This is a genomic window from Cryomorpha ignava (assembly GCF_010686655.1).
GTDB classification, from domain to species: domain Bacteria; phylum Bacteroidota; class Bacteroidia; order Flavobacteriales_D; family Cryomorphaceae; genus Cryomorpha; species Cryomorpha ignava.
The window spans coordinates 1-23,833 of record NZ_JAAGVY010000021.1 but is presented as its reverse complement, the minus strand read 5'-3'; the positions used below and the strand labels follow the sequence as shown (position 1 = coordinate 23,833).

8 protein-coding genes are annotated in these 23,833 nt (G+C 40.2%); 4 read left to right on the top strand and 4 right to left on the bottom strand.

Features of this window, described 5'->3' with window-relative positions; translation table 11 throughout:
- Positions 1–16: 16 nt before the first annotated feature.
- The gene (locus G3O08_RS11690; protein ID WP_163285559.1) at positions 17–1,465 is read right to left on the bottom strand and encodes a redoxin domain-containing protein; all 1,449 of its coding nucleotides are present in this window, start codon (positions 1,463–1,465) and stop codon (positions 17–19) included.
- Positions 1,466–1,497: 32 nt separating this feature from the next.
- Complete coding sequence (locus G3O08_RS11685; protein ID WP_163285558.1) at positions 1,498–3,099, bottom strand: peptide chain release factor 3; 1,602 nt, start codon at positions 3,097–3,099, stop codon at positions 1,498–1,500.
- 93 nt (positions 3,100–3,192) lie between these two features.
- On the opposite strand from G3O08_RS11685, the gene G3O08_RS11680 reads away from it, so the two are divergent.
- The 4 genes from G3O08_RS11680 to G3O08_RS11665 all read left to right on the top strand — a co-directional run bounded on the left by G3O08_RS11680 (position 3,193) and on the right by G3O08_RS11665 (position 11,197).
- Positions 3,193–4,770, top strand: coding sequence for a PQQ-dependent sugar dehydrogenase (locus G3O08_RS11680; RefSeq protein WP_163285557.1), 1,578 nt, complete (start codon positions 3,193–3,195; stop codon positions 4,768–4,770).
- Positions 4,771–4,832: 62 nt separating this feature from the next.
- Complete coding sequence (locus G3O08_RS11675) at positions 4,833–6,452, top strand: PQQ-dependent sugar dehydrogenase (protein WP_163285556.1); 1,620 nt, start codon at positions 4,833–4,835, stop codon at positions 6,450–6,452.
- A gap of 685 nt (positions 6,453–7,137) precedes the next feature.
- Positions 7,138–10,128 carry a PKD domain-containing protein gene (locus tag G3O08_RS11670; protein ID WP_204336860.1) on the top strand — a complete coding sequence of 997 codons (2,991 nt, stop codon included), beginning with the start codon at positions 7,138–7,140 and terminating at the stop codon, positions 10,126–10,128.
- A 10-nt stretch (positions 10,129–10,138) separates the two neighbouring features.
- The gene (locus G3O08_RS11665; RefSeq protein WP_163285554.1) at positions 10,139–11,197 is read left to right on the top strand and encodes a PorP/SprF family type IX secretion system membrane protein; all 1,059 of its coding nucleotides are present in this window, start codon (positions 10,139–10,141) and stop codon (positions 11,195–11,197) included.
- A 772-nt stretch (positions 11,198–11,969) separates the two neighbouring features.
- Here the strand turns inward: G3O08_RS11665 and G3O08_RS11660 are convergent.
- Positions 11,970–17,831 (bottom strand): hypothetical protein, encoded by a 5,862-nt coding sequence (locus G3O08_RS11660; protein ID WP_163285553.1) that lies wholly within the window; start codon positions 17,829–17,831, stop codon positions 11,970–11,972.
- Between the two features lie 14 nt (positions 17,832–17,845).
- The gene (locus tag G3O08_RS11655; RefSeq protein WP_163285552.1) at positions 17,846–23,635 is read right to left on the bottom strand and encodes a hypothetical protein; all 5,790 of its coding nucleotides are present in this window, start codon (positions 23,633–23,635) and stop codon (positions 17,846–17,848) included.
- Positions 23,636–23,833 lie beyond the last annotated feature (198 nt).

The following is a 23,833-nucleotide window of genomic DNA, read 5'->3' as shown; positions in this document are numbered from 1 at the left end:
GCTAAAAGCTAAAAACCTATTGCGCACTGAGCGACTCTTCAAACCTTGTAATAAACCCCTCAACTTGCTCAACACCAATATCCTTCGCAACAATAACATGATTCTCGTCCAATAATAAAATCTTTGGAGTGGTAACAACATCAAATGTTTCCTGATATTTAAGACTCTTGTATGTTGTTGTACCAGAGGTAATAAGCCTGGTAGCATATTCAGCATCAGAATAAGCCTGCGCTGGAATGCTCACATTATAAAAGGCCATTTCATTCTTTTGGATAAACTTCTTCCACTTTTCATCGTGGTTAGAACTCACAGCAAATACAGTGATATTCTTTGGCGAATGGGTTTTATAAAATTCCACAAGCTTCGGAGTTTCTTTTTTGCAATGCCCGCAGTCCGGATCGTAAAAGAATAGGAGCGTATATTTAGTATTCACATCTTTATAAGTGCTTATCCAGGTTCCCGAAGTATCCATTAATATGAGTTCGGGTGCAGCCATCCCAATCAGCGTATTTCGCTTTTCATCGGCTTTTTCCTGAATCTTTTTTATCTTATCGGTGTCCATCCAAAAAGCGATATCATCCTTATAATAGGTATCAACCATGTGAACAAACACTTTATCCATCCCCATTATCTTCGATGTTTCAAAATTGTAAGTGGTATAATGAACCACATATTTAAAAACTTCCGATCCACGATCTAATTTCGAAATTAGCTTATCTACCGATGCAACTATTGAATCCGGATTTTGAATTAGTGTTTTATTCAGATAATTGTCTAGCTTATTGTGAAAGATGGAAGTGCGCACAATTCTATCATCTTTTAGATTGATATTGTCAAAATAGTGGTCTTTAAAATAGAAATAACCCGATGATTGATCTGCTTGCAGCTCTTTTGGAACTTCAGGATCTACTGACATCATAATTTCCTTCGCCACAAAAAGAGGCTGATTATCGGAAGCGGTCTTCTTTTGATAAGCTATTACCTGATCGTTTAAAACGCTATACTCGTCTTTAATAGCTTTTTGAGCTTCTTCATTGCCTTCATTTTCTTCTAAGCTGCTCACCAACTTTTCACGTTCCCCACGACGCTCGGTTAAAAAGTGCATGTACTCATACATCACTTTATTGTTCTGCGATTTGAGTACAGTTATGTTGTTAATCAAATCAGTCGTGTCGGTTTTTATATTGATCTCTTCATTATCAGCAATAATAATATCAAAATATTTTGGGCCTGGTATCACTACAGCGTATTTTCCCTGATTATTTTCTGGTATAGCTTTAAACGAAAAATTGCCATTTACATCTGTGTAGGCCGTGTCAGAATAGTAAAGTTTATCTCCGTAATAGTTTGCTAAATATACCACCGTATCCTTTACATTTTCTACTTGAAATTTGTAAGGATTGGTTTGCGCAAAAAGGGGTGTGATTGAAATTAGACCAATTGATAATAGAATTATGCGTTTCATCAAGTATATTGTTTAGTTCTCTAAATCAAGAATTATGCTACAATTTCGTGTTTAAATTCGCTGGTAGTGTGAAAGGTTAATTCCGGAAAATTTTGTTGCTCCAGTCTCAATATCCATTCGCTCGGTGCCAGATAAACCCAGTTATTATCTTTATCCTTTGCCATATCAGTAGTTTTTATTCGGATAAACTCATTGAGCTTCGCTTCGTTGTCGCTGGTTATCCAACAGGCTTTGTGGTATTTCAGCGCTCTAAATTGACATTTTGCACCATATTCATGCTCAAGGCGATATTGAATTACATCAAACTGAAGTTCGCCAACGGTACCAATAATCTTTTTATTACCGAGCAGCTCCTGAATAAATAGCTGGGCTACACCTTCGTCGGTAAGCTGCCTGATTCCTTTTTCTAGCTGCTTTGTTTTCATTGGATCCAGGTTTTCCAATTCCTTAAATATTTCTGGCGAAAAACTCGGTATGCCTTTAAACTGCATCTCTTCCCCTTCGGTCAGGGTATCGCCAATTTTAAAGGTTCCGGTATCGTATAGTCCCACTACATCGCCGGGATATGCCTCTTCAATAGTGCTTTTCTCGCTCGCCATAAAACTCGAGGGATTCGAAAATTTAATTTTTTTGTCAAGCCGTACATGGTGAAAAAACTGGTTGCGCTCAAACTTGCCGGAACAAACCCGTAGGAATGCAATCCTGTCGCGGTGTTTTGGGTCTAAATTGGCATGTATTTTAAAAACAAAACCTGTAAATGTTTTTTCCAATGGCTCTACTTTTCGCACATCTGTATCGCGCGCTTGGGGCACAGGCGCAATGTCGATAAACGTTTCGAGCAATTCTTTGATTCCAAAATTATTCAGGGCACTGCCAAAAAATACCGGAGCAATTTCTGCATTTAAATAAGACTTGCGATCAAACGGTTCATAAATAGCCTCCACCATTTCCAAATCTTCGCGAAGGGTGTCTGCCGGTTCATTTCCTATCACTTCAGCCAATTGCGGATCGTTTAAATCGGCAATATCCACAGTATCGGCTTCAACCTTCGTTTTATTGGGTGCAAAAAGTTTAAGTTGGCTATTAAAAATATTGTAAACTCCTTGAAATGTGGGTCCAATACCAATCGGCCAGCTCAATGGCCGGGTGCGAATGCTAAGTTTTGATTCCAACTCATCGAGCAAATCAAAAGCATCTTTCCCATCTCGGTCCATTTTATTGACAAAAATGATAACAGGCGTTTTGCGCATGCGACAAACTTCCATCAGTCTTTCCGTTTGTTCCTCTACACCTTTTACACAGTCTATAACCAGTATTACACTATCTACGGCAGTAAGCGTGCGGTAAGTATCTTCAGCAAAATCTTTGTGACCGGGAGTATCAAGAATATTTACCTGCATGCCGTCATACATAAATCCCATGACCGACGTGGCTACAGAAATTCCTCTTTGACGCTCTATTTCCATAAAATCGGAAGTGGCAGTTTTTTTAATTTTGTTCGATTTTACGGCACCCGCCGTTTGAATTGCACCCCCAAAAAGTAGAAATTTCTCGGTAAGAGTGGTCTTCCCGGCATCAGGGTGGCTGATAATGGCAAATGTTTTACGGCTATTAATTGCTTCGCTAAGCTTCATTCAAGATGTTATTTTGAATTTGCAAAAGTACATAAACTTAAATGTCGTTGTAATTGTTCTAACAAGAAATAACGCAACTAATACCTTGGCACCATGAAAAAAATGTTAATACTTTTAGGTTTTTTGCCTTCATTGGCTTTTGGCCAATACGATATTGATTTGGAGTTGCTTGCCGGCGGCTATAATCAACCCACAGAAATCGTCAACTCCGGAGACTCAAGGCTCTTTGTAGTTGAAAAAAGCGGGAAAATTAAAATTCTTTACACTGATGGCGTTCAGGAATCAACACCATTCTTAGACATTACCTCAAATGTCAATTCCGGCGGTGAAAAGGGACTTTTGGGCTTGGCTTTTGCTCCGGATTATTCGACATCCGGAAAATTCTATGTCAATTATACTTTTACCGCAAACGACAGCCTTTTTACGCGTATCTCAAGATTTAGCGTTGACCTTGATAATGAAAATCTTGCCAACGCCGACTCTGAAGAATCCCTATTGGAGTTTTATCAACCATTTGGAAATCACAACGGAGGACAGGTAGAATTTGGTCCCGATGGGTACTTGTATATCGCCACAGGCGATGGCGGAAGTGGGGGAGATCCCTTTAATAACGGTCAGAATAAAATGACATTTTTGGGAAAGCTTTTGCGAATAAACGTGAGCACAACACCTTACAGTATTCCAAGTGATAATCCTTTTGTGAATGATGATTTTGGTTTGAATGAAATTTGGGCTTACGGATTGCGTAACCCCTGGAAGTTTGCCTTTGATGCAGAAACAGGTGATCTATATATTGGCGATGTAGGTCAAAGCGCAATTGAAGAAGTAGATTTCCAACCTGCCGGTGCTCCCGGTGGTGCCAATTATGGTTGGCGATGCTATGAGGGAACTCAACCTTATCAATCTCCGCAATGTAATGATAGTATTGTTGTAACAGACCCAGTTTTTGAATACAGCCATAGTGATGGTTGCTCCATTACAGGTGGAAGAGTTTATCGGGGTAACGCTTTTCCTAATCTTGTAGGCAAGTACATACTTACAGATTTTTGCTCCGGCAATTACTGGCTGCTTTGGCAGGAAGATGGTGTATGGCAAAGTTTTGAAGGTGGTCTTCTTTCCACTCAAATTGTGGCTTTTGGTGAAGATATGTGGGGCGAGATGTATGCGGTAAAGACTTCAAATGGAACTATTCACAAAGTTATAGATGCTTCGGCAGAAATAGAAATTGATGCTTCGGTAACATGGCTTTCGGCTTGTGCTAACAGAGCTGCTGTTGTGAACTTTTACCAACCGGCAACAACGCTGTTGGCATATCAATATGATGCAATTATTGATTCATTGGGTCAATTCCAAATTATTGGCGCTCCTCTTGGTGTTTTTGATGTTTTCTTGAAAGTGAATGGATATCTTACTAAAACACTCGGTATTCAAACAGTAACTGCGAATACGGAATTTAGCTTTTTAGCGATCATACCCGGCGATTTAAATGGCGATAACCTTATTAATATTAACGATCTATCACTGATAAATTTATCCTTCGCCAAAACTAGTGAAGATGAAGACTATAATTTACTGGCAGACTTGAATTGCGATGGGTCGGTAAATATTTTGGATATCTCATTATTCGGTGCATCATTTGGTGTGGCTGGCGATAATCCTCCTCTGGACTAGTTTAACCTGTAAATGTCGCTATATTTGAACCCCAAGTAGTAACTCTAAAACCCCTTCTTAAAATGAAAATAATTTTTATTCTTCTTCTTTTATTGCCTTCATTGGCTTTCAGCCAATACAATTTAGAACTTGAATTAGTCGCAGACGGATATCAGAATCCGGCTGAAATTGTAAATGCCGGCGATGAAAGACTATTTGTAGTAGAACAGGTTGGTAGGATTAATATTCTTTATACCGATGGTACCAAAGAGGCTACTCCATTCTTAGATATCTCATCTCAGGTTAATTCCGGCGGGGAGAAGGGCCTCTTAGGATTGGCATTTGCTCCGGATTACTGCACATCTGGCAAGTTTTATGTAAATTATACATTTACTGAAGGTGGACAATTGAAAACCCGCATATCGCGGTTTAGTGTAAATCCCGAAAATGAAAATGATGCCCTCGAAGATTCTGAAGAATCGCTAATTGAATTTGATCAGCCATTTAGCAATCACAATGGTGGCCAGATTGAATTTGGGCCCGACGGATACTTATATATTGCAACAGGTGATGGGGGAGCAGGCGGAGACCCGGAAAACTATGCACAAAATATTACAAGCTACCTCGGTAAGCTTTTGCGAATAGATGTGAGTGCCACGACTTCGTATAGTATTCCTGATGATAATCCCTTTGCTTTCGATGATTTTGGATTGGATGAAATTTGGGCATTCGGATTGAGAAACCCATGGAAATTTGCTTTTGATGATGCAACGGGCGATTTATATATTGGCGATGTTGGTCAAAATGCGGTTGAAGAAGTTGACTTTTTGCCTGTAGGCTTCGTTGGTGGTGCTAATTTTGGATGGAGATGCTACGAAGGAAATTCTACATACGACCTTTCTGAATGCAGCGGAATTACAGATTTTGTAGATCCCGTATTTGAATATAGCCAGGTATCAAGCGGCAGGTGCTCGGTAACCGGTGGTAGAGTATATAGAGGAAACTCCTTCGAAAATATTATTGGAAAATATATATTAACTGATTTGTGCTCTGGCGAATATTGGTTGATTTGGCAAGAAGACAACGAATGGCAGAATTTTTATGGCGAAAGTTTGGGAGGAGGACTTGTGGCCTTTGGTAGCGATGTATGGGGCGAAATGTATGCTGTGAGAAATGGTAATGGCAGTATTTATCGTGTCGTAGAATCTTCAGGCACATTGCTCGATCACATCTCTTTTGAAAATTTCAATACCATTAAAAGTAACCTCGCAGGTGCCGGGTATGCATGGTATTTAAACGGACAACTAATAGAAGGTGAAAATGCTCAAACGCTTGAGTTTTCTGAAAATGGAGAGTACTACGTTATAATTACAAGCGAGAGTGGTTGCGAAATCACCTCCAACGCAATCTTAATAACCAACACAGGCTTGCAAGACAACCAAGCAATCAAATTCTTTAAAGCCTATCCCAATCCAGCTTCAGAACTATTAAATATAAAAGTTGAGACTGATCCTTCTCTTACCGAAAATCTACAAATTGATATTTTTACCGTTGACGGAAAAAAAGTTATGGGTTTTAGTGCACAAAGAAACAATACCTTTTCTCCCATAAATATTAGCAAGTTAAATCCGGGTATCTATTTTCTTTTCTGTAAAAACAGAAAAGGAGAAGTGCTTGCCACACGAAAACTCATGATTAACTAGTGTCTGTCCATACAGTCCACTATTTACGTTGCACTTGTCTTGAAAACAGTCATCCCGCCCCAGCGGGACTCCTTGATTTTCAACCCTACGTGCGCCTTGCTATTGAACTTTATGATCCAGCCACCTGACTCTATTGACAGACTCTAATTAGTGTCTGTCTATAAAGTCCAATATCATGCCTGTGGCTTGATCTTCGATCTGCGTTGCACCATGCCGTTGGATTGGTCTAAAGTCTTGTCTTGAAAATAGAAGATCAAGCCATTTCGGCATGACAGTCCTTTCGACTCGTCTTGACTTCGCTCGATAACCACTGCTCAAGGCATCGCATCCCGCCCCAGCGGGACTACTTGGTTTTCAAATGTGCGTGCGCCCTTGCAACCAAAGGGCGCCCGTATGGGCAATCGAACTCTATAGCTCAGCCACCTTACTTTATTGACAGACTCTAATTGACGACTTCTGATCTCAAATCAGTCATTTTATAGCGTATTGCTGGCATCTATAATGTATATATTTCGTCAATTGGGTTACTACAAACCATTTGCTGTCCATCTTGGATGTTAGGTTCTTACCAATGCACTGTTTAAAAAACTTGTTTTTAAGCGTGAATTAACCAGAAACTTAATGCATTTTTGAAGACATATTTTTAATAAAAACCCAAGAGTATAGTTATATTTTTGCCCCCAATATGATGAATACTGCGATATTTCACTATTTTCACAAAATTATTAAGACAGATTATTTTAAGATAAGCATGATAAAAGTGCATAAATTGAGTAATTCAGCGTGGCCTATAAAGTCACTTTTCGTATTGGTAGTCATCGGATTGTCAGGTATTACAGAGCTGCAAGCCCAACAGTTTTGGACAGAAGATTTTGGAACCGGAATTAACTGCAATACTCCAGTTCAGCTGGCAAATGGATATGTTAGCACAAGTGGTGGTTCATGGACTGTGGTCAATGACGGCATAAACGGCGGAACTGCAAACGTATGGTATGTTTCTCCAACAGCAGCGGGAGGTTTTGACCCAGATTTGAATCCCTGTGGCACAGGATGTATTGCAAATCCCGTGCTCAATAATCAGTCGCTTCATATTGGAAGGCTAAATAACGATCCGGACGACGGGGCGAGATATAACGGATTTGCTTTTCCTCCAGGTTTATCTGATACCTATAAAAGAGCCGAAAGCCCTACAATAGATTGTACCGATAAGTGGACTATTACAGTCGATTTGTGGTACGTGGCCTGGAATAACGGATTGGACAAAGCTTCGTTTCAATACTTTGACGGAACGGTTTGGACAACTCTAAATGATTTTACTCAGACTTCTGGATGTACACTTGCGCAATATCCCTGGGCAGCTTATCAGGTAGTTTTGCCCGCTTCCGCGAATAATAACCCAGATGTAAAAATTGGTTTCAGGTGGCAAAACAATTCAGATGGCATTACCGGAACTTATTCTGTTGCCATAGACAATATAAGGTTGACATCAGGTCCTCCTCCAGCGGTTCCGGTGGTAGATTTTGAAGTGCTCGATGGCAATGATACTTTTTGTGAGCAGGGTTGTACCACTATGAACGACCTTACAGATTTTGATACACCTTTTAGCACTGGTGCAGCAAATGCAACATACGCATGGGTTTTTCCGGGTGGCAATCCGGCGACTAGCTCAGATCAAAATCCCACTGTGTGCTATGATACACCTGGATTAAAAAGTATTACGCTAACCGTTACTGATAATATTGGCGAAAGTGATCCTGTAACAAAAACGAATTTTATTACTGTACAAGATTGTGGTCCTGATATCGCTATTTCTGCTGGTAATCTTACTCCGTGTGCAAATGAGCAATGTGTTAACTTCACTGATTTAAGTCAGACGAATGATCCGGGTGGTGTTACTGCATGGCTGTGGACTTTTACAAGCGCCACCGGTGTTCAAACATCTTCTACACAACAAAATCCAACAAATATTTGTCTGAATGAAATTGGATTTTACGATGTAACCCTCGCAGCTACTGATGCTGATCTTACGCAGGAACAAACCTTCCCGGCTTATATCGAAGTACTTGACTGCAGTGGTCCTGATATTAACTTCTCCGCCGACAGAACAGTTATTTGCCCTGGTGGTTGCATAGAACTTACAGATAATTCTTCAACCAATAGTACCATTACAGCATGGCACTGGTCATTGCCCGGTGGGCAAGCCGTAGGTGACGCTCTACCGGATACTTCTACCCAACAAAACCCAACTGTTTGCTATCAGACCGCAGGAACATATAATATTACTTTGTCAGCGCAGGATCAGGAAGGCGAATCGGCCATTACAAAAACAATTACCATAACTGTAGACCCTTGTACAGGCCCACCAGATGTGAACTTTATCGCCAGCGCCGATACGATTTGTACAGGCGATTGTGTTGATTTTACCGATCAATCGCTGGGACTTGTAGAAGACTATCTCTGGGTATTTCAAGGCGTGGCTGATATAAATGATGCTACTTCTACCGAGCAAAATCCGTCGGTGATTTGCTATAGCCAACCAGGTTCTTACAATGTTACACTAACGGTTAGCAATTCGAATAATCAGGTAGATAATATTACCAGAACAGACTTTATTATAGTAGAGCAATGTATCAGCAAGCCTGTTCCGCGTATAGAAATAAGTGCCGATACCATTTGTGCAGGCAAATGTGTTGACTATACCAGTGCAAGTACAGGTATTGGACTTAGCTCTTATCAATGGAATTTTCAGGGGGCTGTGCCAGGTAGTGGCTCATCAATGGTTCAAAACCCGTCGAATATTTGTTACAATAACCCCGGTACTTACGACGTTTCTCTTTTTGTAGAAGGTGCCGGAGGCGATAGCATTCGCGTTTTTAACGATGTAATTACTGTTGTAAATACTCCAGATTGTCGCCCGACAATAGAAGCCTCTGTTCCTGATACAATCTGTGCCGGCGACTGCGCTGTTTTCTCAGCCGTATTTACCGATGCTGATTCTGTACGATGGACTTTCCAAGGCGGAAATCCTGAAACATCAAAAGCTTTTAACCCAGGTGTTGTTTGCTTTGAAGATGAAGGTAACTATATGATTCTTGTTGAAGCCTGGAATCCTTCAGGCGGTGCACAGCCGATTGTTCAAGATTTATATGTGGGTGAAAGACCACCGCTTAATGCCGGCCCGAACCGTACTATTAATTCTGGAGCAGTAGTTACCCTAAATGCATCTCTTGGCAATCAACCACCGATAGGAAGTTTCTTATGGCAACCATTTGATTTGGTAGATGATTTTACAGCACAAAGTGTAAATACATCGCCACAGGAAACAACAAATTATATCGTTTATTATAAAGAGCCAGGGGGATGTACTGCTATTGATACGGTTACTGTAATGGTAAATTTTGTTGCAGCAGTTGGCGTTCCTTCAGCGTTTTCGCCTAATGGCGATGGCCAGAACGATGTTTTAAGAGTCTTGGGTCAAGGTATTACCCGTATGGAATTTAAAGTATATAACCGTTACGGTCAGCTCGTTTTTGAAACAACAAATCAGGCCGATGGCTGGGACGGATTGCAGAATGGAAAAGAATTAAATCCCGGAGTTTTCGTTTATACGCTAGAAGTAACCTTTGCTGAAGGCGAATTGGAAGTCTATACCGGAAATGTAACTCTTGTAAAATAGAAGAGCGTTTATGAAGAAAACTTTACATACAATTATTGGATTGATGTTCATCTCCCTTTCGGGAATGGCGCAGCAGGATTATCATTTTTCTCAGTTCTTCGCATCACCTATTACGTACAACCCTGCCAATACAGGGGCGTTTGAGGGTGATATTAGAGGAATGGTCAACTACAGAAGTCAGTATGGATCCTTATCAGCCAATCCGTTTAAAACGATTGCCTTTGCTGCCGATGCCCCATTAAAGCTCACCAATCTGGCCTACGATAAAAATTTTCTTGGTGTAGGGCTCGCGGTGGTAAATGATAATGCCGGGATTGCTAACTTCAATAATCTCAGCATTTCTGCAAATGCCGCTTATGCAATAGATCTGGGCGGTACAGCTCTTAATCCACATTTTCTTTCTGTAGGAATTCAGGTAGGTTATATTCAGCGCTCACTTAATCTGGATGCAGCTTCATGGGAAAACCAATGGAATGGTACCGGATTTAACCTCGGTGTGCCAAGCGGAGAGCGTATTTCGGGAACTATTAATGAGTCCAATATCGATCTCGGCGGGGGAGTTTCATGGTATAAATCATTTAATGACTATACCCGTCTTTTAATAGGAGCTAGCGTTTTGCACGCCAACAAACCCAAGGTAGATATCCTCGGATCAAATGAAGCTTTGATGCGCAAATACATCGGTCATGCCAGCATGGCCTTCGTTCCGGAAGGATCGCAGGTAACTTATTTGCCAAATGTTTTTGTAATGTTTCAAGGCCCAAACAGAATTATAGATGTTGGATCTGAAATTGAATTCTCTTTCTGGGATCGCACAGAGTACACCGATTTTAGAAATAACCTATCTATGAATCTTGGGGCTTATTACCGGATTCAAGATGCTATCTACTTTATCGCTCGCGGGAATTATCACGACTTTTCACTTGGCATAAGCTACGACTTCACTGCTTCATCTCTCGCCGAAAATAACAATGGAAAAGGTGGAGTAGAACTCGTTCTTTCATACCGAAAAAGCTTTTCAGGACCGGGTACTAATAGACAGAAGCTTATTAGAAGTAAAGGACTTTAGGGATTTTAGATTTCAGATTTCAGATTTCAGATTTATGATTTCAGATTTGGGTTTGCCTAGACGAATCAAAATATCATGAATTCAGGGACTTTAGATTTATGATTTTAGATTTATGATTTCAGATTTGGGTTTGCCTAGATGAGTCAAAATATCATGAATTCGCTATTTTTTCCTTTTTAGGTTTTGTGGGCATGATTCTTAGTTCTAGGCCTGCTTAACGTCTTTTCCCATAATACATCAGAACACGGCTCAATATGACTTAAAAATCCATACTTCAGTTGAGCGGGAGCTACAGCGCGAAGTACCGCGGCCATTATCTAAAAATCCGTAGCATTACAGCTTAGCGAGATGCTCGCCGGACTACTATAAGAATGAAGCAATGGAAGTAAATTTAGGAAGCTAGTGGTGCAGGCTGACTCTTTTCCTCGTCAACGTCAGCGTCAAGATCATTAGTCTAAAATTTAATTAGTTTCTGCAGCTCTTTGGCTATCGCTTACATACGCACTCCCGTTGGTCGACGGTGGGGAGATTATCAAATCTATCGTAAAATCAAGAACGTATAGGCAGCGGGGGTGTAGATATAAATAATCCAATGTCCCTCTGAATTAATCTGAAATCTGAAGTGAATAGCCTCGCGATAAATCGAGGAAGCAACCAATCATAAATCTGAAATCAACAATCTAAAATCATTAGATTCGCTTCATCTGCTCCTTGATCATTTTTACCTGATGGTTGAGCATTTTATTTTTATCCCGAATCAAGTCAAACTCAATTATGGCAATGTATCCACATCTATCCATTCCTCTGCTTTATAAATCGTAAGAATATTTTCTTCTGTGCTCAATAAACCTGCTGTGTTTTCGGCTACAACTTTGAAATGATGAAAGATTGAATCCCCGCTATCTGTTTGCGTTTCTATATAGCCGGTTTGCAGAGACGTGTCGAGCAAATCAACATATATCGTCTGATCATTAGATTGAACCGAATAAATCTTTGTCCAATTCCCTTGGCTATTCATTTTATAGATATGATAAGTTCCGTTATAGCATGTCTTATCCCAGAAGAATTTTATGGCCGCGAGTATTCCCCGTTTTGGTTCTATAGGCTTTGAGCCATAGCGTAAAACAGGCGCAGATGGCTTACTTGTTTCTACAATTACACTCGCTGCGATCTTTGAAGGTAGAGACGGAGCGAAGTCATTAATCAAAATATTATTTGCATCTCTATATTCCACTTTACGATTTACTGCTATTCGATAATATAGACCCTCTCCAAATGGCACTTCTTCCAAATCGTCAAAAACGTCTTTTACAACCCAAACAGGATTTGTGAGTTCTGATTCGGGAATGACATATTCTTTTGCGATTTCCATAGTACGTACAGATTGCGCATCAAGCCTGTTGAGACTTCTAAAAACCGTAATCTTTCTAATATTCTGAACTTCTGGATAAGCGTTAACCTCAAGTTGAACAGCAGGAGAGATACCCAAAGCCTGATTTTCAAGAATTGGCATTATTCGCTTTATTTCCGGCTGCTCGGCCGGATAAGAATTAACGAGCTTGATTGGCCCAACTAAAGGACTAAAGTCGCCCATCTTCATTTGGGAGCTAAGTTCACGAACTCCGTAAAAATAGATATTATCAGACGTTCCATCGAGTGTAAAGTCAGTATATTCTGTTTTCTTTGAATTTAGTCTCTTCATCATAGGAGCCATATCAAAAGAAGGACTGCTTGGCCAAAGAGCGTGGCCATTGCTATCCATTATTACCTGCTTTTTATTTTTCGGACGGTAGTTGCCTGATTTAATTCTATAAAATATTACTGGAACTTGGGTTAAAGGATTCATTGCATGATAAATCGCCCCTTTTGCAAATCCGAAAATCTTGGGGTCTGTGATAGAAAGACTGCCGGGAGGATCGGTTATAACGTCTAATTCTAAATCTGTCAATATTTTATTTGCCCAATCAAATAGAGCCTGTTTATCCGGATTTGGAAATTTATAACCGTCAGGTGAAACATTGACGGGTGGATAAACTTTGAAATCACCATCGGAGGCAAGCTCGGTGAAATTGACAAAATTCGTCCATCTATTGGTAAAATAATCTTCATTATTGCCTCCTAAAACCTTTAAGGCATCACGGATTTCTCGAACCGTTGATTTTTCGTATAATGCATTTAGAAACGCTTCATCATTTCCTCTATACATCAATATAGCATAAGGCGAATGGGTAAATTGAGTCGTAAAACTGTAGGAAGCTCGACCGAAAAAATCAGGACGGGTCGCATAAAGAGGCCCTTCAGGCTGCTCGGGAGTTTCAGCTTCAATTAGTTTTTGTGCATACATTATTGCAGGTGTTCCTATTTTGGAATAATAATTCTCACCGCTGTCATAACTTCTCAAACCAAAAATAGTATAGCGCACATCCTCCTCATCCCCCGGAAGGGTATTTGCTTCATTCAAAGCGTCTGAAGTATTTTTATACAAATAGGCTCTATATCCCGGATAAAAATTAACAGAGATATTCGCTCCGGTTAGTATGGAATCATAGCCCGGCTCGGCTGAATAAGCTGTGTCCCGGGCATAAACTACTAAATCGACAGGTTCGCCGATATTTTTGATTTTAATTACCTTGAGTACTTTTCTTGTTTTATATGGGTTTCCGGCTTGAAACGTATTTTGAGTAAAAATACGTACAATTCCCTGGTACCATTCTATCGGGTTTCCGCCTGTATCGTATTGAGAATGCTGATCCAGATGAATACCTTGAAAAGTTATCTTGTACAATCCTTTAAAAACGGTTTGCATAAGAATTTCGCCACCTTCATCTGTGGGATTTCCATTCTCATCCACATATTGTACATTTCCATATACGTCTAATTCAGCCTCTAACTCATCTTCGGTTTCCACAGTAGCCGGATTAGCATCGGAAGACCAGATACCTCTCGTCTTTTCAACGCGTCGTTCGATATCACCTTCATCATTCTCAAAATAAATTATTTCGCGATGAATAGGCCAGTTTGCGCCCACGGTTACATTTTGCGATAGGGGGTTGGGCAACGACCAACTCGATTCATTTTGCATATTTTCAATCGCCATAAAGAATCCGTCATTCGTGATTTCCGGTGATTGTAAATTATCGGCATCCGCAGTTGGGGTGATCGTACCAAAAACCGAATCGCTTATCTCTTTCTTATATACCGTAATTTGCGGATTTGACGTGCCAACTATCGAATAGATAACGTATTCCTGATTGTCTATTACAAAGGTACCCCCAACATAATTCGCTTCAGTTCCGGCTTGAACTGTTGGATAAATTATTTCTTCTTCTGTCGGTGGATTTGGATCTTGACTTGCTAAGTGATATGGCGCAGTACCAATGACCGAAAGTAATGTATTAGACGGATGATCGTCAATTGTTGTTGCCTTACCTGAAATATTATTTGGCATCTGTTTCCTAAAGAATATTTCTATTTCTTCTGCAAAAATTTCTTCATTATCAGGAAAAAGAATATCCGCATCGTCCGCATTAGCGGGGAGCAGTATATCATTATCCGATAATATGGAGTCCGGTGGAATTTTTCGTGTTATTAATTCGTGATGACTGTGGTAATCAAATGTGAGCCTGACAAGCGTTTTATCAGTATCGCCTATAGCCGAATATCTATCCTGCTCGTCTTGTGAAGTAAACATGGGGGGAACTTCGTGGCGAATTAAATGTGCATTCACGTTTGATGGTGCCACTAATGAATTTGCAGGAGAAAGATTTGTTTCAATCTCTTCGACTACATTGCTCGACGCTGCCCGCGAAAACCAATTTATACCATAGGTTTGGTAATAATGCGTTCCGCTTATATTTTGCTTATGCACATATAGAGGTAAACCTGTGGCAGGTAATACGAGTGGTCTTGTTTCATTATGGCCATCACCCGTAAGCACTTCATTTTGATAATCGCTCGTATTTGAGAGTTCAGGCTTTTGCCATGACGGATCGTTGTTTTTTCGATATTCCAGCCCTGCATATACAGAAAGGGTATAAAGATGTGCCTCAAATTCATTATTTGTTGCATAGAATGGCGGGGAAATTAAATTTGCTGCCTCCGGCACATTAAATATGCTTACATATCTAAAGATTCCATCAAAGGTATAGCCATCTGCATCAGTTATATTAGAAGGTTCACCTGTATTACCAATAAAAGCCCCGGGAATGATTTCCGAAATTTCCACGGGCTTCGGGAGTCGATGATCGTTGAGACCCGTAGGCAAACTCATTGCCAGATGTTGCACATCTCTTATACCGAGACCATCTTCCAGATCTCCGGAACTAACATACGTGGCAACATACACATATTGATTAAAAAAGACTGAAGTATCCGTATCAAGCATACCCAGGCCTAACATTCTCGCAATGTGAAAATCCAATGCTGCAAAATTGAGTAAATTCAAATTTGAAATTTCCATTGATGCGGGTGGATTTTGATCTAAAGGGAAAGATTCATTGGCTGTGGGATTGCCGACAACATCGCTTAGAGAAATATATTGTTCAACCATCTGCCGAATATTCCGTCCACCGGGCTCTACAGATCCATTCCACCGGTCAGCGTAATTTGCAGTTTTTACAAAAGCATTGTCATTGAAACGCTGCCACTTGCCGTTTACAGAACCCGGTGAGGGTTCTAGCGCGCTCAGCACTTCTGCATCGTTAAGATTTAATCCGAAATCACCGATTTCAACCCAATCTTCTTCTACATTTACACCATCTATAAAATCGCTGTAGTATTCAAATCTTATTTTGGCAATTTGGCAGTTAAACGGCGTAAATCTTAGCATTCTGCCGTTTTCGGCTATCAATCGCATGTTGCTAAACTGCGTATGTATAAATTTCTTCCGGTTAGAAAGAAATTTAGGAGCACTTGCGGCTAATTCAGAGACGGTTAAGGTTTCTGTTTTTACATTCTTTCCTGATGAGGGATTTGTATTTGTATAAAGCTGTACAGCAAAAAACAAATCATCCTTGTTTTCAATTTCTATAAGATTATTTCCATAAGCCTGAAAAAAGGCTGTGGGATTAGTCAGGGGGTTATGAGCCGCTGCAGCAAAGAGATATTTAATTGTATCTCTAAAATAAACGTAAATATCACGCTGACCAAACCTGTATATCCAAAACTTGTATGTACTATCCACAACCTCCGGAGGCTGTAATAAATCTATTTCAAAACCGAGATTCCTATATTTTGTGCGGTAAATTTTCACATAATCGTTCTCTTTATTGAAATTATATTCGTTTGTAGCATAGGTTCGTTTTGGAAGGTGTTTATTTCCCAGCACTCCTCTGAAAAGCCAGCGGCTGTGGATACTTTTTGTACTGTCTGAACCGGTAGAGCCCGCCGATTGAATGTAGAAATTTGGTGATTGAAAAACCGTTGATTCACCTGTGGGAATGCTTACTGTGGGTGGGCATACATACTTAAGGGTGGGTGTGAGAGTATTAATTTGGACAGTGGGCACAGAGCTGTTAAATGAAGCATTAACAGATGATAGAGGCATCAACTTCACCTCTATTTTTTGGACTGTGATAGCCGGAATACCGAGTGAAATCGTTTTACAACTTTCAAAAGTTTCATCCGTTTTAACGATGACTGATTCTACGGTAGAATGATATGCGTCAGTCGTAATAGACTCGGTGACTAAATCAAAATGAATTTTCGAAATACCATTTTCATCGCCACTAAAGCGAAGTTCCTTTTGCCACTGTGGCACAAACCCCGGATCTAACAAATTTAGAATACCGTGTGTTGTAGTATAATGTAAAAGGTAAACGCCTCTTGGAAGTAAAACAATTCGAGACTTATTATTGCCGGTTTTTGGAAAACAGATGGCATTCGGAGAGGAAACTCCATTGAAGCGAGCTACATATACTTTCTTAATGCTGGGAATATATCCGCTTACTAAATAATCTTTTCCATCGTATTCCAGATCATGAATTGTGTTAGCTGGAATTGTTATAGCAAATGACTTTGCTATAACTAATGTGTGATCAAGGTCGATTATGAAACCCGCCTGATTTGTATTGTTATATTTTCCTGCGAGAACCACTCCATTAAGCCTCGGTTCAATGGCATTAATAATTGTTCCCGTTTTATTTACAGCGATGGTCTTTCCAATAGATAAAATACACGAGCCGTTAAATACACCAATAAATGGATTTTTGGTAGTATCTGATATCGCAATATAAAATTCAAACCGGTCTATTGCCGCAGCAAGATTTAATGTAACTATCTGATTAGGCCATTGTACTTTTTTTACCCAATATAAAGAACCATCTACAGCATTGATGCTTAAAATATAATGGTCTACTCCTGAAACTCCGTGAATAATATATTGAAAGCCAGGAGTATTACTGGGGTTCATTGGAGTCAACTGTATAATCTTATGGAAAACGAGTTGACTAGAAGTGGTCGAAATTCTGTAAGCCTTTTCCCATTCCAAATCACCGTTTGGTTTTAAGCGCGTAATAAGCCCAAGATTTCCTGAGGTTCCAATAGCAAGTATTAATTCGCCGTTATCTTCCTTGAATTGTTCAGTGTGGTAGTAGTTGTGGCTGTCAACCTTTGAATATCTATTGATAAATTTCATGATGCTTTCTGTTGTTAATTGATGACCAGATCTACGACCTTCACTTGATTGAGCAATTCACCATCCTGATTTACGGCATCATTGCCTATTATATCTACTGCGTAACCGTTTCCATTCCAGGCTTTATATTGAAACATGAAATTAAGGCTGGCAGCAGAAATTACCTTAGAAGTATGCATAAGCAATACCTGCGCGTAATCTTTGGAGTAGAGTCCGATATAATTCACGTCGATTTCATCCGCAGCGTTTCTCACAGTAATAGTATTGAGCACGTAATCCACCGGCATTTTAGGATTATTAAACGGCTCGGGATTCTTGATCAGTATCGCTACTGTTTTATTCGAAACGGTATTAACGATAACATTAAACTCAGTCGTTTCAGGCGGATTTATGGGGACTATTCCAAATAAACCCTCAACAACTCTGTCGAAGGGATCTTGATATTTTAGAGATAATGCTTTTGCACCTGCATCAGCGGTCTGAAACGGAAACAGGCTAAAAGCAGAATCGACAGCAGCTACTGACAGGGGAATCGTCATTTTAAAAACAGCATTTCTTTCGTTGACTATATTACCCTGATTGTTTAATTCTTTGAGCATATAGCTTTCCACCTGCTCTCTAAAATTCCCATAGCGCGAGGTTTGAAATGGATATTGATGCACTTGCTCACTCTCACTAGCCTCTAGCGAATTGGTTGCATCGTTATCAAATGCATTGTAAAATAGAGCGGTATAGAGTTTTTGCGGCTTCAAATTAGTTAATATTACTTGGTACGACTGACTATATGGAACAAGTGGGTCGCCAATGGCCAATGTACATTGCACATCGGGGTCTGTATTTCCCTGTAATATTTGATTGTTTAATGCTGCAATATTTAGTGGGATTAAGGGATCATCATCATTTATCCAACCTGAATCATCTGCCGGAACGGGTATCGATTCATCAACTTCTATTGGAAGCGGGTAGGGGATGGTCACTTCCGAAACAGGATCTTTAATGGCGATATGCAATGCCCCTTCCAAATCTGGTAAATCGTGGTACTCATGCCACTTGTTCACCATATTGTAAGTAAGTGGTTTGGTAAAGAATAAATTGATTTTGCACTGTCTGTTAGCATAAAAAACAGGTTTTGACATAAGCAAATCGCCGTCTGCATTTGGGTAAGACCTACGATAATCTATATATCTGCGAAAAGAAGCAAGCGGATGATCAAGCGGACAATCTACTTCGGCATTGAGATGGTAATGACCAAGTGGACCAACCGTTTTAAAACCATAATAATAATCATACGTTTTTTGCATGGCACCATTATCAACTCTGTCGCGTAACCTGAATCTAATATAGTAAGTTGTATTTGGACGCCAAATTGGTTGGACTACTTTCTGGATGGCTGCTTGCATATCCAGACTGTCTTGATTAATTGCATCTTGACCGGGTATTGTTTCATTGTATTCAAAAGCTTCAACTCCGAGCCAACACAACTCGTGTAAGGCAGTGAAACACTCGATACCCGGGTCACCTCCGCGTGATTCTCCTCCTCTTTTCCGGCTTCCGCAACCATCACCAAGCAATTCATCTAATTGCGCAATAAGCCCATCGTATGCCAGCTGATCCTGTGCACTCAATCCAGCTACTTCTCCTGAATAGTTGCCATAGCTACTACCTAAGAGATCGGCGATTTGTGCGGTTACTGCATTTATGGCATCCAGATCAATATAATCCGGGTCAATTACAATTTTGGCTACTCCTGCAACTTCATTCTGATACTGAATTTCTTGATTTAGCTCCGTTTGGGTATAAGTCTCTTCGGCGAGTAGAATAAAGTCTTGAGGTGGATTTTCTGTCAGCCCCGACTTGTAATAGCGTATTTTTACAAAATTAGCTGTGGTGGTAAGTTTGAGTTTTACCTCGGCACTTATTTCCGGTAGGTAAATCACCAAATTGTTCCCATTCTCAAATTTTAAGGACTTAGCAAAACCAAATGGATTCATCTTATAAGTGACCACCATATTATTGTCTGCTTCAACCACATTTTGAGACCCATCAAGATTTACAGTAACGTATCCTATATTTCCCACCTCAAGAGTAAAGTAAGCACCATTGATGAGATTCCCATTCATTTGAGTAGGAGGGTAGTAAGTTTTTCCTAACGTTTGATTTAATACATTGCAGCAAACCGGAACCAGGGCGGTACCTTCGCAAAATAGAGTAGATGGTGTGATGCCGTATTGCTCCGGTATAAACCAACCGGGTTCGCCGGACTCAGTATATGAAAATGGATTTGTAGCTAATAAGCGTATCGTATTATATTGTTTTCCAGATAGTTGCCAGTACCCGATTCGTAAACCAGCAACTTCAGCTCTCAACGTTATTAGTTCACTTGGCGTATCAGCTTTTACCACCGCTTCAAAAGGATGGTACACCACCCAACTCGTTCCATTCCATGCTTTTAATTCAATATCGCTTATGGCATATTCGTGCTTTATCTGCCGAATAGTCATTCCCTGTACCACTTGATCGGGCGGTATTAAGTCTTTATAATCTTCGGGTGGTGCCGTAAAACCGCCGATCTTTGACATGACTTCGTAAGGCAATAAACCCTTTGCCGATTTAATATCTATGTAGGTGTCAAGAGGAATAATTTTGTCTATTCCAGCGGGATCTGGCGTCCATGTGCCATCGCTGTTTTCAAGAACCGGAAATTTTTGTATCGGAAAGGTTTCATTGGTTAACATGTGCACTCCCTTAACTGCTTCGTCTGTTCTGTCAATTTGATTTCCTACTGTAACGTGGGGTAGCGGCGCAATGGGCTCCTGATTGAGTATGTCATTCTTTTCCCATTTAAGCTCTACAGTAAAATCAACGCATTTTTTAACGAAAAGAACTTTTGCACACACCTCAACATAAACTTGAGCATAAATTTTGAATGGTTCGGGCACTTCAACCGAAAACAAGGCATCAATAGCAATGCTGAATCCGATGAACCAAACATCGACTTCAATAACCCCACCGGCCTTAATATAACCTCCTATTTGGGGCTTCTCAAAGCTTACGAAACCGCCGATTTCAAAATAGGCTTTTACCTTAACCTTGGCAATGCCGTATTTTTTATCCAGATTAAATTCTGCCCGCGCCCCGCCTTTTATTCCTTTGGCCGCAATCATGAGGTAGGTCGGGGCCGTAAAAAGTGTGAGAATCTCAGCACTCACAGGATTTTCCTGAGTTCCGAAATTTACATACCACGGTGCCTGATTCTCTAAAAAGAATCTTGCTTCAACTTGAGCATACATCTTTAGAATGTCGCCCGTATGTGACCCCGATTTCGGAATATTTAAATCAGCACCGAGACCCATCTCAATACTGCCGCCCCCCCAAGCCATAAATGCGTAAAACGGTGGCTCGCTGTTGCTGTCAAATCCAATGCGCTTACTTAATATTGCAGCTCTTCCTTCCACAATAAAAAGTGACGGCACAGACAGCATCATCATAACACGAGCCGAAACTGCCCATCCATCATCAAAAGATGTTGCGAGCAATGCACCGGCGCCAAACGAAAATGGGGAAGTATATGCCGAAGTATGTTCAGGTCTCGAAAATTTAGGCAGGTTAACTCCACGCTCGGGATATGTGTAATAATCGTACCACGAGTTAGTATCAGGTGCGAGCCCTACCGCTTCTTTTTCAGCCACGTATCGGTAACCGAGCAAGCCACTAAAACCGTAAACACCAAGGGGACCTAATGGAATGGGTTTTGGCAATTCGAGATAAGCTTCTATTAAAAATGCCGGATATCTCGGCTGCAGCCGCATGGCTACACCCGCAGCGAGTTTGCTGTCTGGGACTTTTAATGATACCTCACCCACATATTCTGCCGATTCGCCCGGTTCAGGAATACTAAGCATACCATGAATAATCGCTTTTGCATTATCGGGATTTGCCGAGCCGGGAATTACAAGATCAATCTCGATGGTTTGGATTCGAAGGAAGCTATCTGCATAGGGCAAAGGATCTTCACCCTCTCCGGCTAATTCTTCATTGTCAACTGTGTAATAATACTTAATTCCTTCGCCACGGGCATCAATACCAAGTGGGTCAAGACTAATTGCACCATCAAAGCCCCAGTAATTATATTTTCGACCATTCTGTTGATGCGAACCAAAATGAATACCGGTAACAGACACTTCTACGGGGCCAAGGTTTAAGGTAATATTAGACGGGATGGTACTGCTGCCGCCAACAATTTCAAAACGACCCGAATCGTAGATGCGCAACTTTGGTACAACAATTTTTTGATCGCCAAGAATTTTCTGCATGGTTGGATTGTCAAACCATATCTCGGCAGATGTACCAATATAAAACCCTGTACCGAGCGAAGTCGAGGTATCATTTTGACGACCTAATTCAACTGTTAGAATGTTAATGGTTATAAAGTCGAGAATGTGAAAAGTGAAACCATCTGGTTTCGATCCGGTAAGATTAAAGTCTCCAGCTTCGTTAAGGTGTCCATTGATAAACACATAGGCTGTATCATCTCCATCACTGGTGTCCGCGGATTTGAGCTTCGGAATTGTCAGTCGTCCAGCGATGGATGAATCGGTTATTACATTTTGCTTAAATGTAATCGCGAAATGGTTGAAGCCTACTGTCCAGTTGCCGATTTTTAGGTTGAGGTAGTCATCGCCGGTTGAGGGAGTTCCGTTTACGGTTTCTATTCCTATGGTACCCGAAACGCCGCCTGTACCAATTAAAAGGTTGTAACCGGCTACCTGAAGGGTAGTGTTGTCAACATTATTAAACCATTTTGCTGGGAGGGTGATGGAGGTTTTGGCTGCAAAAACGCCTTGAAAGGTATTTGGACGTCCATCTGCATCAGCTTCTGGAATATTTCGGTCTGTTCTGAAATCCAGTTTTAAACCCTGGATGTTTATTAAGAGACCTGTGTCTCCGATTTGGGATAGGGTGAGGTTGAAATTGTCAGCGTCCTTAAATTCAAAACCCGATTCGGTATCTATTAATAGACTGCCTACATCGTAAGTCAACTTGGATTTGACCGCCTCATCCTCTATAACTTCTAATGTGCCTTCATCGACTGGTTTTAACCATGTTCGGGGAAAAAATAATGCTAAATTAAGGTTGTTGATACTTGTACTGAAAAAGGGAAGCAATAAGGTTTTTAAGCTTGTAGGTAAATCTTTGATTATTGAAGATTGCGATAATACCTCTTGTAGTAAATCAAATACTTCATCTAAATCAGTAATATCTTTTAAAACAAAGTCCCTTATTAGCATTACTTCGCTTACGTTGTTTATTAATAAATCATTGGCTATACCCTCGTAAGTTGTAGAAGTAGAATAGGTAATTGATAAGCTGTACTCTTGATTGATTTCTCCAATAAAATCCTCAAGATCCATGTTCAACTCAAAGTCTGCATTCAAGCTTTGAAACTCTAAAGCATCTTCATAGGTGAAACCTGTAGGTAAATCTATTGTATTAATATTGAAATCAGTAATAAATTGACTAACACTTACATTCTGGTTTTGCATAGTAGCTGCAAGGCTATTTAGCGTTGTTCCGACACCGTATGTAATTTCATTTGCTGTTCCATACCAACTGTATTCCTGATTTACTATATCTACTAAAAATTCCAAATCAGAAGTTTGAATTTTGATCGAGTCTCGTTGATGAATGGTCTCTAAAAGAGTTGACATTTGAATATCTATCATCTCTTCAAAAATTGCAAGTATTGCATTAGGAGACCACGCAAAGCTATCCACCTTAAAGCCATTCAGGTATTTTTTTATCAACCAAGAAAATTCAACGGTAATATTAAATACTAAAGTTTCGCAGGAGCTATTGTGTTGATAATTAACATTGAAAAGTTAAAAAGTGCAGCATTTTTATTACTTTAAGATTCTGAAAAACAGTATCTTAAAGGCGTAATTCCAAATACGTAAAAATGCTGCAATCCAAAGATATTAAAAATTTGTCAGAGCTGACTACTT